The sequence below is a fragment of the Methylobacterium indicum genome (assembly GCF_017347565.1).
GTDB classification, from domain to species: Bacteria; Pseudomonadota; Alphaproteobacteria; order Rhizobiales; family Beijerinckiaceae; genus Methylobacterium; species Methylobacterium indicum.
In genome coordinates, this window is sequence record NZ_AP024145.1 from 139377 (window position 1) to 155585 (window position 16209).

The 16209-nt window shown below is 69.9% G+C and carries 13 protein-coding genes; 5 read left to right on the forward strand and 8 right to left on the reverse strand.

Translation table 11 applies throughout. From position 1 onward, the window contains the following. Positions 1–50: 50 nt before the first annotated feature. Complete coding sequence (locus tag miv_RS00695; protein WP_425312952.1) at positions 51–1220, reverse strand: ABC transporter ATP-binding protein; 1170 nt, start codon at positions 1218–1220, stop codon at positions 51–53. Between the two features lie 69 nt (positions 1221–1289). Between miv_RS00695 and miv_RS00700 the strand changes: the two genes are divergently transcribed. The 5 genes from miv_RS00700 (at position 1290) to miv_RS00720 (ending at position 6268) form a co-directional block, all read left to right on the forward strand. After that, a complete protein-coding gene (locus miv_RS00700; RefSeq protein ID WP_207180879.1) occupies positions 1290–1778 on the forward strand; it encodes a MaoC family dehydratase in 489 nt (162 codons plus the stop codon). 58 nt (positions 1779–1836) lie between these two features. After that, the gene (locus miv_RS00705; RefSeq protein ID WP_207180880.1) at positions 1837–2532 is read left to right on the forward strand and encodes a TetR/AcrR family transcriptional regulator; all 696 of its coding nucleotides are present in this window, start codon (positions 1837–1839) and stop codon (positions 2530–2532) included. A 70-nt stretch (positions 2533–2602) separates the two neighbouring features. After that, positions 2603–4225 carry an acyl CoA:acetate/3-ketoacid CoA transferase gene (locus miv_RS00710; RefSeq protein WP_244748811.1) on the forward strand — a complete coding sequence of 541 codons (1623 nt, stop codon included), beginning with the start codon at positions 2603–2605 and terminating at the stop codon, positions 4223–4225. Continuing rightward, positions 4222–5412 (forward strand): dihydrodipicolinate synthase family protein, encoded by a 1191-nt coding sequence (locus miv_RS00715; protein WP_207180881.1) that lies wholly within the window; start codon positions 4222–4224, stop codon positions 5410–5412. Before miv_RS00710 ends, miv_RS00715 begins: the two co-directional genes overlap by 4 nt. Next, the gene (locus miv_RS00720) at positions 5402–6268 is read left to right on the forward strand and encodes a shikimate dehydrogenase family protein (RefSeq protein WP_207180882.1); all 867 of its coding nucleotides are present in this window, start codon (positions 5402–5404) and stop codon (positions 6266–6268) included. The genes miv_RS00715 and miv_RS00720 overlap by 11 nt, the downstream gene beginning before the upstream one ends. A 713-nt stretch (positions 6269–6981) precedes the next feature. Here the strand turns inward: miv_RS00720 and miv_RS00725 are convergent. The 7 genes from miv_RS00725 to ydiJ all read right to left on the reverse strand — a co-directional run bounded on the left by miv_RS00725 (position 6982) and on the right by ydiJ (position 16205). After that, positions 6982–7944 carry an amidohydrolase family protein gene (locus tag miv_RS00725; RefSeq protein WP_207180883.1) on the reverse strand — a complete coding sequence of 321 codons (963 nt, stop codon included), beginning with the start codon at positions 7942–7944 and terminating at the stop codon, positions 6982–6984. Positions 7945–8061: 117 nt separating this feature from the next. Next, positions 8062–9003, reverse strand: a complete 942-nt coding sequence (locus miv_RS00730; protein ID WP_203155246.1) for an amidohydrolase family protein — start codon at positions 9001–9003, stop codon at positions 8062–8064. An 8-nt stretch (positions 9004–9011) separates the two neighbouring features. Then, entirely contained in the window at positions 9012–9929 is a 918-nt protein-coding gene (locus miv_RS00735; RefSeq protein WP_207180884.1) for an SMP-30/gluconolactonase/LRE family protein, read from the reverse strand. 31 nt (positions 9930–9960) lie between these two features. Then, the gene (locus tag miv_RS00740; protein ID WP_425312953.1) at positions 9961–11280 is read right to left on the reverse strand and encodes an MFS transporter; all 1320 of its coding nucleotides are present in this window, start codon (positions 11278–11280) and stop codon (positions 9961–9963) included. A gap of 38 nt (positions 11281–11318) precedes the next feature. Further along, positions 11319–11993, reverse strand: coding sequence for an RraA family protein (locus tag miv_RS00745; protein WP_203155248.1), 675 nt, complete (start codon positions 11991–11993; stop codon positions 11319–11321). Positions 11994–12213: 220 nt separating this feature from the next. Beyond that, positions 12214–13128, reverse strand: coding sequence for a DUF1932 domain-containing protein (locus miv_RS00750; protein WP_207180885.1), 915 nt, complete (start codon positions 13126–13128; stop codon positions 12214–12216). Between the two features lie 23 nt (positions 13129–13151). Further along, on the reverse strand, positions 13152–16205 hold the full coding sequence (ydiJ, locus tag miv_RS00755; protein WP_207180887.1) for a D-2-hydroxyglutarate dehydrogenase YdiJ: 3054 nt from the start codon (positions 16203–16205) through the stop codon (positions 13152–13154). Between the last annotated feature and the right edge of the window lie 4 nt (positions 16206–16209).

Sequence of the window (16209 nt, forward strand, 5' to 3'; positions counted from 1 at the left end):
GCCAGCCTCTGCCATGAACGCTAAACTTACTTGTCGATAAGTCAACAGAGCTATCCCGGGAGCGCTCCGAGGCGCCGTCCGTTCTCGGCATCGAACAGGTGGACGAGGGCGGGATCGGCGGTGATGGTGATCCGCTCGCCCGGGCCAGCGCCGATCCGGTCGCGGAACACGCAGGCGATGTCGCGCGCGACCTCCTTGGCGATCGCCTGCGTGCCGCCCCCCGGCGGGCGCACCAGCACCATGGTCTCGGAGCCGGTCGGCTCCACCACCGCCACTTCCACCGGCACGCCGCCCTCGGCCAGCCGCACGTGCTCCGGCCGCAGGCCGTAGACCGCCGGCATCCCGTCGGCGGGGCGCGCCCCGCGGGTCGGCAGCGGCAGGGTCAGGCCGCCGTCGCTGCGGAACGAATTGCCCGCCACCCTGCCCTTGAGAAAGTTCATCGCCGGCGAGCCGATGAAGCCGGCGACGAACATGTTGTCGGGCCGGTCGTAGAGCTCGAGCGGCGCGCCGACCTGCTCGACCACGCCGTCATGCATCACCACGATCTTGTCGGCCATGGTCATGGCCTCGATCTGGTCGTGGGTGACGTAGACCGTGGTGGTGCGCAGCCGCTGGTGCAGCTCCTTGATCTCGGCCCGCATCGCCACGCGCAGCTTGGCGTCGAGGTTGGAGAGCGGCTCGTCGAACAGGAAGACCTGCGGGTCGCGCACGATCGCCCGCCCCATGGCGACGCGCTGGCGCTGGCCGCCCGAGAGCTGGCGCGGGTAGCGGTCGAGGAGCTTCTCGAGGCCGAGGATCGCCGCGGCGCGGCCGACCCGGCTCTCGATCTCCTCCTTGGGCGCCTTCCTCAGCTTGAGCGAGAAGGCCATGTTGTCCTTCACCGTCATGTGCGGGTAGAGCGCGTAGTTCTGGAACACCATGGCGATGTCGCGCTCCTTCGGCGGCACCGCGTTGACGACGCGCGACCCGATCCGGATCTCGCCCGCCGTGATGTTCTCGAGACCCGCGATCATGCGCAGCAGGGTCGATTTCCCGCAGCCCGATGGGCCGACCAGGATCACGAACTCCCCATCCTGAATGTCGATCGAGACGCCGCGGATGATCGGCGTCGCGCCGTACGATTTGCGGACCCCAACGATGCCGACCGTGGCCAAGCGCGCCTCCCTGATGGACGGACGAAGCCGTCCGTTTGTCCGTCGCCCCGTTCGGGGTGTTGCCACCTAAATAGGCGTTGACGCACACGAACGTCAACGCTCTAATTACTGATCGGCAAGTAAGGGAGAGGCGTAATGGAAGCCGCACTCGGGGGCATCGAGGGACGCCGGCTCGCACCGGGCGAGTACGGTTACGACGACTTGGCGCAGGGCGATTGGTACGAGACCGCCGGCGTCACGGTCACGGAGGCACACGTGGTCGGTTTCGCCGGCCTCTCGGGCGACCTGTTCGACGTGCACATGGACGACGAGTTCGCCCGGCGCGAAGGCTTTCCCGGGCGGATCGCGCACGGCCTTCTCGGCCTGTCGCTCGCGGACGGCTTGAAGACGCGTTCGCCCGTCCGCCTCCTCGGTGTCGCCACGCTGAGCTGGAACTGGTCGTTCCGGGCCCCCCTCCTCATCGGCGACAGAATGTCCGTCCGGATCGCCGTGGCTGCCGTGCGGGCCACCAAGCGGCCGGAGCGCGGGATCGCCACCCTGGCGATGCGGATCGTCAAGCAGACCGGCGACACCGTGCAGGAGGGCGAGTCGATGCTGTTGATGTCACGTCGCGCCCTCGCTTGACCGCCCTTCGGCATCGCCGCAAGTCTCCGGACGGATCGATGTCAACCCGGGGGAAGCGATGCCGTCCACACCCAAGGTGCGAGCGCCGCTCGCCCGCACCGGTATGCGCGACAAGATCAAGAAGGTCGCGACGGAACTGCTGATCAAGCACGGATTTCACGGAATGAGTTTCCGTGACGTTGCCGAGCGCTGCGACATCACGACGACCAACATCCACTATCATTTCGGCAGCAAGCAGCAGCTGGTGGAGGAAATCGTCGCCGACTACGTCGAGGAGACCGGGGCTCGTCACCGGGCCATCTGGCTCGACGAGAACCGGTCGCTGCCGGACAAGCTGCGCAGCGTCGTGGCATACAATCACGAGCGCTATCGCCGGTTCAACCGGGGAAAGGTGAGCGGGCGCCCCTGGAGCCTGATCGGCCGCCTTCGTCTCGACAGCGACGTGCTGAGCCCCGCCGCCCGGGCCAGCCTCGCGTCGTTCACCGTCACCGTCCACGCGGCCATCGACCAGGCTTTCGCGCACGCGGCCGCCACGGGCGAACTCGCGAAGGACGCGCCGCGGGAGGACCTCGCCCTGCTCGTGGTCAACCTCGTCAACAGCTCGTCCGTCTTCACCCAGGATGCCGGCAGCTTCGAGCGGCTGGAGCAGTTCTTCGGGGCCTTCGAGCGCGTGATGCTCGATCTCTACCTCGTGAAGCCGTCGTCGCCGACCGCATCGCGATCGTTCCAGGCGAGCGCCCCCGCGCCGACCTGACTCCGGCACGCTTGACTTATTAGTAAGTAAGGATACCACTGGAGCCGATTGGTAGCGGACGGAAATTCCAGTGAAGGTCATCACGGCAAGCCAGGCCGCCGCGCTCGTTCGCGACGGGGACACGGTACTCATCGGCGGTTCGGGCTCGGGTCACGCCGTCCCGGAAGGGCTGATCGAGGCGGTCGAGCGGCGCTTCCTCGCGGAGCGCGCGCCGCGCGACATCACCTCGATCCATCCGGTCGGTCTCGGGGATCGCGGCGAGCGCGGCGCCTCGCGCTTCGCGCATCCGGGCCTCCTCAAGCGGATCGTGTGCGGCACCATCGTCGACGCCCCCCCGGTCGCCGCCATGGCCGCCCGCAACGAGATCGAAGCCTACACGCTGCCGCAGGGCGCGCTGTCCCAGCTCACCCGCGAGATCGCGGCCGGGCGGCCGGGGCTCATCACGCATGTCGGGCTGCACACCTTCGTCGATCCGCGGCAGGCCGGCGGCCGGCAGAGCGCCCGGTCGACGGAGGACCTCGTCGAGCTCGTCGAGATGAAGGGCCGCGAGTGGCTCTACTACAAGCCGTTCCACGTCGACGTCGCGTTCCTGCGCGGCACGACGGCGGACGAGGACGGCAACATCTCGATGGAGCACGAAGCCATCTTCGGCGACATGCTGTCGATGGCGCAGGCGACGCGGGCTTGCGGCGGCCTCGTGATCGTCCAGGTCAAGCGGCTCGCGCGCCGCGGCACCCTGCCGGGCAAGTCCGTCAAGGTCCCGGGCATGCTCGTCGACGCCGTCGTCGTCGTGCCCGATCAGGCGCAGACCTACCAGACCTCGTACGATCCGAGCTTCGCGGGGGAAGTGCGCATCCCCCTCGACTCGTTTCCGAGCCTGCCGCTCGACGAGCGCAAGATCGTGGCTCGCCGCGCGGCGATGGAGCTCGCGCCCGGCGCGATCTGCAACATCGGTTCCGGGATCTGTACCGGCATCGGCCTGGTCGCGGCCGAGGAGGGAATCCTCGACGCCATCGTGCTCACCAACGAGCAGGGCCTGATCGGCGGTGCTCCGGCAAGCGGGCTCGACGCCGGCGCCGGGCGCAACTACTGGGCGATGATCGACCAGCCCTACCAGTTCGACTTCTACGACGGCGGCGGGCTCGACATCGCGTTCCTCTCCGCCGTCGAGGTCGATCCGCAGGGCAGCGTGAACATCAGCCGGTTCGCGGGCCGGGTCGTCGGCATCGGCGGCTTCGTCAACATCAGTCAGAACGCCCGCAAGATGGTCTTCGGCGGCACGTTGACGGCGGGCGGCCTGAAGGTCGCGGCCGAAGACGGGCGCCTCGTGATCGTCCAGGAGGGCAAGCACCGCAAATTCGTCCCTGAGCTGGAGCAGGTCTCCTATAACGGCCGCTATGCGCGCGAGCGCGGCCAGACGACGATGTTCGTGACCGAACGAGCGGTGTTCCAGACGGGCGAACGTGGACTGGAACTCATCGAGATCGCACCGGGCATCGATCTCGAGCGGGATGTTCTCGGCCAGATGAACTTCCGGCCCCATGTCGCGGACGATCTCCGGACGATGGACGCGCGGCTGTTCAGGCCCGGACCGATGGGACTCGCCGCGACGCTCGCGGGCCGCACCCGCGCGCCGCATCCGCGGCTGTCGCCGGAGGGCGGGGCCTCGGCAGGAACGGGAGCGGGCCGATGAGCAGGGTGAGCAACGCCGTGGACGCGCCGACGGTCCTGCTGCCCCGTCCGGATCGCAGCGTCGAGGCCTACCGGCTCTCGGGGCGCCCCGTCGCGCCGGTCGCGCCGCCCCGCGCGTTCAACCGCGTCGTGTACGCGGCGGCCCATGTGGTGGTCGATCCCCTCGCCGAGACCGATCCCTTCAACCGGTCGCAGATCGACTGGGAGCGCACGCTCGCGTTCCGCGCATCCCTGTGGGACCTGGGGCTCGGGGTCGCGGAGGCGATGGATACCGCGCAGCGCGGCATGGGGCTCGACTGGCCGGACGCGCTCGCGCTCATTCGGCGCTCCGCCGAGCTCGCCCGGTCTCGCCCGGACGCCCGACTGGCCTCCGGCTGCGGCACCGATCAGCTCGCGGTGCAGGATGTCCGCTCGCTCGACGACGTCGTGCGGGCCTACGAGGAGCAGGCCGAGGCGATCGAGGGCGCCGGCAGCCAGCTGATCGTCATGGCGTCGCGCGCGCTGGTCCGCGTCGCCCGCGGTCCGGACGATTACGCCGCGGTCTACGAGCGGCTGCTGCGGCAAGCCCGTGCACCCGTCGTGCTGCATTGGCTCGGGCCAATGTTCGACCCGGCCCTGGCCGGCTACTGGGGGCACGACGCCGTCGACGACGCGATGCAAGTCGCGCTGGACGTCATCGGCACGCATGCCGACAAGGTCGACGGCATCAAGATCTCGCTGCTCGACAAGGACAAGGAGATCGCCATGCGCCGCCGGCTCCCGGCGGGGGTCCGCATGTATACGGGCGACGATTTCAACTATCCCGAACTCATCGCGGGCGACGCCGAGGGCCATTCGGATGCGCTGCTCGGCGCCTTCGCGGCGATCGCGCCGGTCGCGTCCGCCGCCTTCGTCCGGCTCGCCGAGGGGGACCGCGCGGGGTTCCTCGCGCAGCTCGCGCCGACGCTGCCGCTCGCGCGGCACATCTTCCGCAGCCCGACCCAGTACTACAAGACCGGCATCGTCTTCCTCGCCTACCTGAACGGTCACCAGGACCATTTCACCATGCTCGGGGCGCAGGAAGGTGCGCGCTCGACCCTCCACCTCGCCGAGGCGTTCCGCTTGGCCGACCGGGCGGGTCTGCTGCTCGACCCGGCACGGGCCGCAGCCCGGATGGGCGCGATCATGGCGGTCCGCGGTGTCGCCTGAACCCGTCGTGCCGGCGGCGCCCGGCCTGCCCTTGCCCCTCACGGGCGAGACGCGCGTCTTCGCGATCCTGGGCGATCCGATCGCGCAGGCCGGATCGCCGGCGCTGTTCAATGCCGAGTTCCGCCGCCGCGGCGTACCCTGCGTGCTCGTCCCGATGCGGGTACCGCCTGCGGACCTGGAGACGGCGTTCAAAGGGCTATGGACCGTCGCCAACCTCGACGGGCTCGTCCTCACCGTGCCGCACAAGATCGACGTTCTGCGGTTCGTCGACGAACTCGGGCCGACGGCGCGTCGCATGGGGGCCATCAACGCCGTCCGCCGCCTGCCCGACGGCCGGCTTCTCGGTGAGAACTTCGATGGCGCCGGCTTCGTCGGCGGGCTGCACGGGCGCGGCTTCACGATCGCCGGCCGTTCCATCCTGATCGTCGGGTGCGGCGGCGCCGGCACCGCCATCGCGTTTGCCGTCGCCGAGCAGCGTCCTGGCGCCCTGCACCTCTTCGACGTTGATCCCGTCCGCGCAGCGGATCTGGCCCGACGCATCGGTGAGATTCACCCAGACCTACCCATCCATGCCGGGGACCGCGATCCGACCAGCATGGATATGGTGGTCAACTGTACATCGCTCGGCATGAAGTCCGGGGATGCTTTCCCGGTCGAGCTGGATCGCATGGACAGCCGGACCGTCGCCGTCGATATCGTGCTCAAGCCGGAAGTGACGCCCTTCCTGGCGCGAGCGGCTGCCCGCGGCTGCGCGACGCATTCCGGATCCCATATGCTGGCCGCGCAAGTCGGCGCGATCTGCGACTTCTTCGGGCTCGATTCCATTTCTATTGCCGACGGGATGCGAGATACGTAGTCACATTCGACACTCTTGACGCCGCTCGACCGCCAGCAGGCTGCTACCGGAAGCTGAAATTGTCGTGCTGGTCCTGGGATGCTCCAGGGCCGACGAGGCAATACAGCAGCATGCATGAAGCAGGGTCTCCTTGAGCGCGCTGTACGGCGCTCCTGGCGCATCAGTGCCGGGCGCCCTCCCCTCGGCGGGTCATACAGGCGCTTCGACGCCCTTTGATGCTGCTCGTTGCGGGCCCTCGACATCTCTGTGCGGTCGCGGCTCATGGTAACAGCATAGCCCCGAAAGGCTCTGCTGCTGTCGCCTAGGCCGATCAGCACGGCAGCTGAAGGATGTCCTGGCTCACCAGCAACAGCGATGGACTGCCATGACCTCAAAGAGCTTCATAGCTGGTTATCTATCGACTAACATAAAAGTAAAGATATTTTTCGACCGAATGGAAGCACCGCAGATTTTTATTGGAAAATACTATCCATTCCTCCGTGTCGGCTATGCGCCAGTTGCGGACCTTCTACAATGGCTCTAGAAACGGCTGCTCAACGCTTGATAGCGGATCTTCGAAGGCGGTCGATCGCGCGCCTTGAGCTCGGCTGCTTCCGAGCCCGAGGCGAGATTGCACCGCCGAAACCCGTGGCTGTCCCTCGACCGTCGGCCCGGCACCCGTCACGCAGCGGCGCGGGGCTCCAGGGTCCCACGCCTCGCTGAGGGCTCGCCGCTCAGGACCGACCGAAGCTGTAAAGCGTCGCCGGGTTGTCGACGAGGATGCGCCGCCGTGCAGCCTCGCTCGGAGCCCAGTCGGCGAGGAGGTCGAACAGGCCGGCATCGTCCGGCATGTGCTTCTCGCCGCGATGGGGCCAGTCGCTGCCCCAGACCATCCGCTCCGGCGCCGCCTTCGCGAAGAGCCGGGCGACCTCGGTCGCGTCGGCGTAGGCCGGCGGGCCGCTCGTGGTGTTGAGGTAGGCGCCCGACAGCTTCATCCAGGTCCGGCCGCCATCGAGCAGCTTGAGCACGACCGGGACGGCGCGGTGGTTCAGCCCCTGCCCGGGCAGCAGGCGGGCGAGGTGGTCGATGACGAGCGGGGTCGGCAGGCGCGCCAGGACCTCGGCGTGGTCGGCGATCTGGTCGCCGGTCATGTAGACCTGGACGTGCCAGCCGAGGGGATGGACCTTCCGGGCCATCGCCTCCAGGCGCTCGGCCGTGGTGGCGCCCCAGGATTGCGGGGTGACGAAGTTGACCCGAATGCCGACCGCGCCGCGGGCGGCCATGTCCTTCAGCTCGGCCTCGGTCACGTCGAGGTCGACGACCACGACGGCGCGTGCCGACGCCCCGAGCTGCGCCACCCCGTCGAGGGTGGCGCGGTTGTCGATGCCGTAGGTCGACGGGGTCACGACGACGGTCCGGCTCGTGCCGATCCGCTTCTGGAACAGGCGGTAGGCCGCGACGTCGCTGTCGGCGACCGGCTGGCCCTTCCAGTGGGCTGAGGCGGGGAAACGCGTCGAGAAGATGTGGATGTGCGAGTCGCAGGCGTGGGCCGGCACCGCGGTCTTCGGCGGCTCGGTGCCGGCCGAGAACGGCACGGCGGTCTGGGCGAGGGCATCGCCGAGGGGCAAGGTGGCGGCGGTAAGAGCGCCGGCGGCTTTCAGCATGTCGCGTCGCGACGGATTGAACACAGCCGTCATGGTGACCTCCCCTTCTGTTCTTCTCTGCCGTTTGACCATTGAGCGCATCTCCCGTCTCCCGTGCGGGAGAGGGAATCCTGCGACTTGTCCTTATTGCGCCGCTTCGTCCGAAACCCGTCAGAACCCGTAGAGCCGGGCCGGGTTCGAGACGAGAATCTTGGCCTGCACGGCCGGATCGGGCGCCCACTCCGCGAGGAGGTCGAGGAGGCCGGCATCGTCCGGCTTGCCCTCGGCCGGGGAAGTCGGGTGCGGCCAGTCAGAGCCCCAGACCAGCCGCTCGGGTGCGAGCGCGACATAGGCGCGGGCAAGCCGGCCGCGGTCGGCGTAAAACGGCGGGCCTGACTTCGACAGGATGTAGGCGCCCGTCAGCTTCACCCAGGCGCCGCGGTTCGCGATCAGATCGGCGATGACCCGGAAACCCGGATGGTCGGGCCCGGCGGGCTCCGGCAGGTGGCCCATGTGGTCGAACACCACCGGGACCGGCAGACGCTCCAGCACGTCGCGCAGCTCGACGATCTTCTCGCCCTCGGAGACGAGCTGGATGTGCCAGCCGAGATCGGCGATCTTGCGGGCGACCGGTTCGAGATCGGTGATCGGCGCGCCGCCCGGCAGCCGCGTGCCGAAGCGCACGCCGCGGATGCCGGCCTCGTCGAGGCGGCGCAACTCGTCGGCGGTGACACTCGCATCGAGCATCGCGACGCCGCGGGCGCTCGGCCCGAAGGCCTTTACCGATTCCACCAGCAATCGGTTGTCGGTGCCGTAGGTCGAGGGCTGCACCACGACGTTGCGGGTGAGGCCGAGCCGGCGCTGGAGCGCGCGATAATCCTCGACGCTCGCATCCGGCGGGCGCAGCGTCGCGGCCGGCGCCGGGGGGAAGCGGGCATCGTAGATGTGGTGGTGGCAATCGGCGGCGTTCGCCGGGACCGCGATCCGGGGCTTCTCGGTGCCGCCGGACCAGCGCACGGCCTGGGCGGCGGCCGGGCCGGCGCCGCCGAGCCCGGCCGCGAGGGAGCCGGTTGCGAGGAGCGCGAGGTGGTCGCGCCGCGTCATCGTGCTCATCGGTGCGCTCATGCGTGGGAGAAGAGGGGCTGGCCGGGAGCCGGCATCGGGACCGTGAGGATGCTGCCGGTGGCGGATTCGGTGATGAACAGGGTCTTCCGATCGGAACCGCCATACGCGACGTTGGTGGTCGAGATCCCGGCGGGCGACCTCACCCGCAGCAGCGGCTCGGCCACCGGCGACAGGCGCCAGATCGAGCCGAAGCCGGTATGGGCGACGATCAGGCAGCCTTCCTCGTCGAGCGCGATGCCGTCCGGCCCGCCCATTCCGCCATGAAGCTGCGCGAACACCCCGACCTTCGAGACCAGCCCGCTGGTGCCAAGCGGGATGCGCCAGATCTGCTGCGCCCGGGTCACCGCGACGAACAGGTTCTTCATCGCGGTGTCGACCACGATGCCGTTGGGGCTCGGCACGGTGTCGATCAGGCAGGTCAGCTCGCCGGAGGGGCGCAGGCGGTAGACCCGGCCGGTCGGGTCCTGGAGGCCGGTCTGGCCCTGGTCGGTGAAGTAGAGGTCGCCGTTCGACGCGAAGGTGAGGTCGTTGACGCCCCGGAAGCCCTCCGAGCCCGCGGTCTCGAGGAACGGCGTCACCGATCCCGAATCCGGATCGAGCAGCATGAGGCCGTTCTTGTAGCAGGTGATGAAGATCCGGCCGTCGCGGTGGATCTTCAGCCCGTTCGGCCAGCCGTCATACTCGGCGACGAGGTCCCAGGTCCCGTCCGGCGCGATCCGGAAGATGCGGCCGTGCGGGATGTCGGTGACGTAGAGCCGGCCCTGGCGGTCGAAAACCGGGCCTTCGAGGAAGGAATCGATCGCCTCGCCGCCCCGGTTGGCGTTGGCCCAGGCCGTGGGTTTCCGCGTGCGGTAGTGGTCCGGCAAGCGGGTGAAGAGCTCGGCCGTGACGGCCGGCGGCGGAGAGAAGAACATCGGGTGCCTCGAAAGGGTTGGGACCGCGCGATCAGGCCGGGACCGCCCGCGCCCGCACGGAGCGGGCGTGCGAGCGGCTGATCATCACGACGCTGACCGCGGCCGCCAGGTCGAGGAGCGCCACCGGGAGAAGGCCCAGCGCGAAGCTGCCGGTCGCGGTCTTCACCAGGCCGACGACGTTCACCATCAGCCCGCCGCCGATCAGGTTGGCGATGGCGTTGATGCCGGCGAGCCCCGCCGCCAGGGTGCCGGCCGAGAGCCAGCCGGCCGAGAGCGCCCAGAACGGCCCCTTGAAGGCGTAGGCGCCGACGAGGGCGAACGACACCGCGACGATCGTCATCGTGATGCCGCCGGCGAGGTTGAGGACGGCAAGGCCGAGTCCGGCGAGCAGCAGCGGGATCGCGGTGTGCCAGGTGCGCTCGGCCCGGCGGTCCGAGTGGCGGCCCCACAGGATCATCAGGACAGTGGCGATGCCGTAGGGCACCGAGTTGACGAAGCCGGTCTGGAGGTTGGTGAGCCCGAACGACTTGATGATCTGCGGCTGCCAGACCGAGAGCGTGCTGCCGGTGGCCGAGGCGCCGGCGCAGACCAGCGCCATGGTGAGGAAGTACCTGTTGCGCATCAGCCCCCAGAGCGAGATGTGGCCGACGGGGGTCTTGCCCGCCGCCTCCTCGGCGAGGCGGGAGACCAGCCAGTCGCGCTGTGCGGGCTCGAGCCAGGTCGCGTCCTTCGGCTTGTCGGTCAGCACGAACAGGCAGGCGATGCCGAGCAGCACCGTCGGCAGCCCCTCCAGCACGAACAGCCATTGCCAGCCCTTGAGCCCGAGGAAGCCGTGCAGTTCCAGCAGCGAGACCGAGAGCGGCGAGCCGAGGAAGGTGGCGAGCGGGATCGAGACCGTGAAGGTGGCGAGCACGCGGGCCCGGTACCGGCTCGGCAGCCAGTAGGTGAGGTAGAGGATCGCCCCGGGGAAGAACCCGGCCTCCGCCGCACCGAGCACGAAGCGCATGACGTAGAGCGAGTGCGGCCCGGTCACGAGGGCCATGCCCATGGTGACGAACCCCCAGGTGATCATGATCCGGGCGATCCAGCGTCGCGCCCCGACGCGCTGGAGCGCCAGGTTGCTCGGCACCTCGACCAGGAAGTACGAAACGAAGAACAGGCTCGCGGCGAAGCCGAACATCGCAGGCGTCAGCCCGAGATCCTGGTTCATCTGCAGGGCGGCGAAGCCCACGTTCACCCGGTCGAGCAGGGCGAAGAAGTAGCACACCATCAGGAACGGCACGAGCCGGAGGATCACCCGGCGCATCGTCGTTGCCTCGAGGGTCTGCGGCTCGTCTGTTGCGGCGCTCACGTCCCGTCCTCCCGAATTCCTGGTGTCTGTCGCGTCGTTCAGAGGCCTTCGCAGCCGGCCTTCTCCAGCGCGCGCTCGACCCAGGACCGGTCGACGGTGCCGGCCCGGATCGCCGCCATGGTCTTGGCCTCGCCCTGCTGCTTGGCGGCGGCGGCGGCATAGACCGCCTCGACCTGGTCGAAGGGCACGCAGACGACGCCGTCGTCGTCGCCGACGACGAGGTCGCCCGGCGCGATCACCATCCCGTCGAGGGCGACCGGCACGTTCATCTCGCCCGGCCCGTCCTTGTAGGGCCCGCGATGGGTGACGCCGGCGGCAAAGACCGGCAACGTGTTGGCGCGGATCCAGCCGAGATCGCGCACGGCGCCGTTCAGCACCACGCCGGCGACGCCGATCTGTTGCGCGTGGCCCAGCATCAGCTCGCCCATCAGCGCGTTGGTGAGGTCGCCGCCGGCATCGATGACGAGGACGTCGCCGGGCTTGGCGCGGTTGAGGGCGGCATGCACCATCAGGTTGTCGCCGGGCCGCGTCCGCACCGTGAGGGCGACGCCGCAGAGCACGCCGCCACCATGCATCGGGCGCAGGCGCGGCCCGGCATGGACCATGCGGCTCATCGAATCGCTGATGTTGGCGACCGCGATCGCCTTGAACTTCTCGACCGTGGCGGCGTCGACCGTGCGGGTGCGGGGATGGATCTTGAAGCCGATGGGCATGGGGTTACTTCCAGGGTTCTTCGGATTGTCTTTATGACGGTCATCCCACCCGCAACCTCATCCTGAGGTGCGGAGCGATCGCAGATCGCGGAGCCTCGAAGGAGTACTCCAGGATGCGCTGCGATTCCTGGAGACCTCCTTCGAGGTCAGTCCATCTCGATGGACTGACACCTCAGGATGAGGTCGCGCGTGGGATGGGATGATCGATGTCGATTTCGGCTCATGCCTCGCCGATAGGTTTCAGCCCCGCCTTCTCGGCCATCGCCTCCAGCGCCTCCTGGTAGGTGGCCGGCACGAGGCCCTTGAAGTGGTCCTTGAGCCCCAGGCTCTCCTTCCAGCGCAGGCGCTGGGCGATGGCCCGGGCCATGATCGGCTCGACGCCGGAATCTGCGACCGCCTCGGCCGACATCTCCAGCTCCTCGGCCCGGCGCTTGGCGTGGATGACGCCGGACGGGGTCAGGCTCTGCACCGTGTCCATCCAGGGCCGGGCCAGGGTCTTCGAGGCGGAGGCGAGCACCACCTCGTCGATGCCGTATTGCCGGGCGGCGAGCAGCATCTCGTCGTGCAGGGCCTCGATGCCCTTGATCAGAACCGAGCGCAGGATCTTGATGCCCGACGCCGTGCCGAGGGCCGGGCCCATGAAGGCGATCTGCATGCCCCAGGGCACCAGGAGGTCGCGCACCCGCTCGCCGGCCGGCCCGCTCGACAGCATCCGCATGGAATAGCCGTGGAGCGGCGTGCCCTCGATCGCGCCGTCGCCGAGGAGCGCGCCGGTGGCCGACAGGCGCTCGGCGACGCCCTGCTTCACCTTCGGGGTGGCGGAGGCGAAATCGAGGAAGGTGTGGCGCTCCGAGAGCACCGGCGCGAAGGCCTCGGCGCTGTCGAGGGAGGCGATGCCGGGCGTCACGCTGACGATCAGGTCGGCGGCCTCGGCGAGTTCGGCGTTCGAGCGCACCAGCGTGACCCCGGCCTCCCGCGCGCGGCCCTGGATCAGGTCGGCGTATGGCCCGTCGAACGCGTACTTGTCGTAGCAAGCGATGCGTTCGAGGCCGGCCCCGCGCAGGCCCGCGCCCAGCGTGCTGCCGATCTCGCCGTAGCCGACGAGGCCGAACCGGAATTGCGTGCGCTCGGTCATGGATAACTCCAGTGATGTCGGGGTCAGTGCGCCGCTGCCGCGAGGCGGGGCGCGGGGATCGTTGTGGCAAGGCGGTCGCGCAGGATCTCGACCGGGTGCGGCAGCCGCACGCCGTCGACGATCTTGGCTTGCGAGCGGCAGGAATAGCCGTCGGCGAGGAGGCGGCCGGTCCGGCCCTTGTCGGCCACGGGCTTCGCCCAGCTCAGGCCGTAGATGCGTTCGGAGGTCGCCCGGTTCTCGGCCTCGTGGCCGTAGGTGCCGGCCATGCCGCAGCAACCCGAGGGCAGCACCGCGAGGGAGAGGCCGAAGGCTTGGTAGACCGTCGCCCAGGCCGTCACGGCGGCTTGCGCCGTCGCCCGCTCGGTGCAGTGCGCCAGCAGCCAGTAGGGCTCCCCGTCGGGGTCGGTCGCGCGGGGATCGAGGCGCCCGGAGAGCCATTCCTGGACGAGCTGGACCTGCGGCAGGTCGCGGCCGGCCAAGGCCTGGCGGTACTCGGAGCGGTAGGTCAGGGTCATCGACGGGTCGAGGCCGACGAGGGGGATGCCGGCCGCGGCGATCCGGTCGAGGTCGGCGGCGTTCGCGGCGGCGACCCGCTCGAACGCCCCGAGAAAGCCGTGGACGTGCAACGGCTTGCCGTTGGGCCGGAAGGGCGCGAGCCAGGGCCGGATCCCCAGGCCGATCAAGAGGTCGAGGAGGGCCAGCAGCACGGGCGTGTCGTAGTGGCTGGTGAAGGCGTCCTGCACCACGACGACGCTCGCCAGCCGCTCGGCCGGCGAGAGCCGCGCCAGGATCTCCGGATCGGCGAGGGCCACGCCGCGGCGCCCCGTCTCGCGCCGCAGATCGAGCCCGGACAGCATCGGCGCGTGGACGAGGCCGACCGCCCTCCCCGCCCCGAGCCGCATCGCCGCGTTGGCGAGACGCGGAGCCTTCGCGAGCCAGGGCGCCAGCGGCTCCAGGGCTGCGACCGCATGGTGGCGCAGCGGCCGGAGGTAGCGGCCGTGATAGAGTTCGAGGAACTTCGCCCGGAAGGTCGGGACGTCGACCTTGATCGGGCATTGCCCGGTGCAGGACTTGCAGGCGAGGCATCCGGCCATCGCCTCGTGGACCTCGTGCGAGAAGTCGTCGTCGCGTCGGCGCAGGCTCGCAGCGAGGCGGGCCGGGAAGGTGCGCCAGCCGGGGCGGGTCCGCGCAGCACGGGCTTCCGCCAGCGGGTCGACTCCCTGCACCGCCAGCCGGCGCAGCCACTCGCGCATCAGCTGGGCGCGGCCCTTGGGCGAGTGCCGGCGCTCGCGCGTACCCTTCCAGGACGGGCACATCGCCTCGTCGGGATCGTAGGTGAAGCAGGCGCCGTTGCCGTTGCAGTGCAGGGCTTCGTCGTAACCCGCCCGCACCTCGGCCGGAATCGCCCGGTCGTGGCTGCCCTTGGTCGGCACGCCGTCGATGGTCAGAAGGCTGCCGCCCTCCGGTGCCGCGATCTTGCCGGGGTTGAACTGGTTCCCCGGGTCGAAGGCGGCCTTCACCGCCTGGAGCGCCGGGTAGAGCGGGCCGAACACGAGCGGCGAGAACTCGGAGCGCACGCCCTTGCCGTGCTCGCCCCAGAGCAGGCCGCCATAGGCTTGCGTCAGCGCGACGACCTCCTCGGTCACTGCGCGCACCAGGCTCTCCGCGCCCGGCGCCTTCATGTCGATCGCCGGGCGGACGTGGAGCACGCCGGCATCGACGTGGCCGAACATGCCGTACTCGAGGCCGTGGCGGTCGAGGACGGCCCGGAACGCGGCGATGAAGTCGGCGAGGTTCTCGGGCGGGACCGCGGTGTCCTCCACGAAGGCGATCGGGCGCGCCTCGCCGGTCCGGTTGCCGAGAAGGCCGACCGCCTTCTTGCGCATGGTCCAGATCCGGCCGATCTCGGCCTCAGCCCGCGCGATCGTGTAGCCGCGCCGCCCCGCGACGGGTCCGGCCGCGTCGAGCAGGGCGGTCAGGCGGCCGAGCTGCGCTGCGACCACCGCCTCGCCGTCGCCGACGAACTCGACGAGGTTGACGCCGCGGGCCCGCTCGCCCGCATCGGTGGGGAAGAAGGCGGCGACGCCGTCCCAGACCAGATCGCCCTGGGCGAGCGCCAGCACCGTCGAATCGACGGTCTCGATCGAGGCCGGCGCGAGATCGCTGAGCGCCCGCGCATCGCGGAGCGCCGCGTCGAAACTGCCGTAGCGCAGGACGACCAGGGCCGCGTGGCTCGGCAGCGGCAGGACGTTGAGCGTGGCTTCGGCCAGGAAGCCCAGGGTGCCCTCCGAGCCGCACAGGACCGCGTTGAGGTCGAAAAACCCGTCTTCGCGCCGGATGTGGGCGAGGTCGTAGCCGGTGAGGCAGCGGTTGAGCCGCGGGAACCGCTCGGCGATGAGCGCGGCGTTCTCGCGCTGGATCCGGTCGAGCTCCCGGTGGATGGCGCCGGCCCGGTCGCCCCGCGCCTGCACCGCGGCGAGCCCGGCCGCGTCGAGGGGTTCGGAGTGCCAGACCGTGCCGTCGGAGAGGATCGTGGTGAGCGCCCGCACATGGTCGCGGGTCTTGCCGTAGAGGCACGAGCCCTGGCCGCAGGCATCGGTCGAGATCATGCCCCCGATCGTGGCGCGGTTCGAGGTCGAGAGCTCGGGGGCGAAGAACAGCCCGTGGGGTCTGAGCGCCGCGTTGAGCTGGTCCTTGACCACGCCGGCCTCGACCCGGACCGTGCGGGCGACCGGATCGATCGCCAGGATCCGGTTCATGTGCCGCGACAAGTCGACCACGAGCCCGTCGGTGAGGGACTGGCCGTTGGTGCCGGTCCCCCCACCCCGGGGCGCGATCCGCATCCCGGCGAACCGGTCCTCGGCGAGCAGCCTGGCGATCCGCACGAGGTCGTCGCGGTCGCGCGGGAAGGCCACCGCCTGCGGGGTGAGCTGGTAGATCGAGTTGTCGGTCGCCAGCACGGTGCGGTCGGCGCCCGACAGGGAGAGATCGCCGGCAAAGCCCCGCGCCCGCAATTCGGCGCAGAAGGCCGCGTGGAGCGGCGCCGTCTCGGGAAGGGAAGCGAGGCGCGGGATCATGATG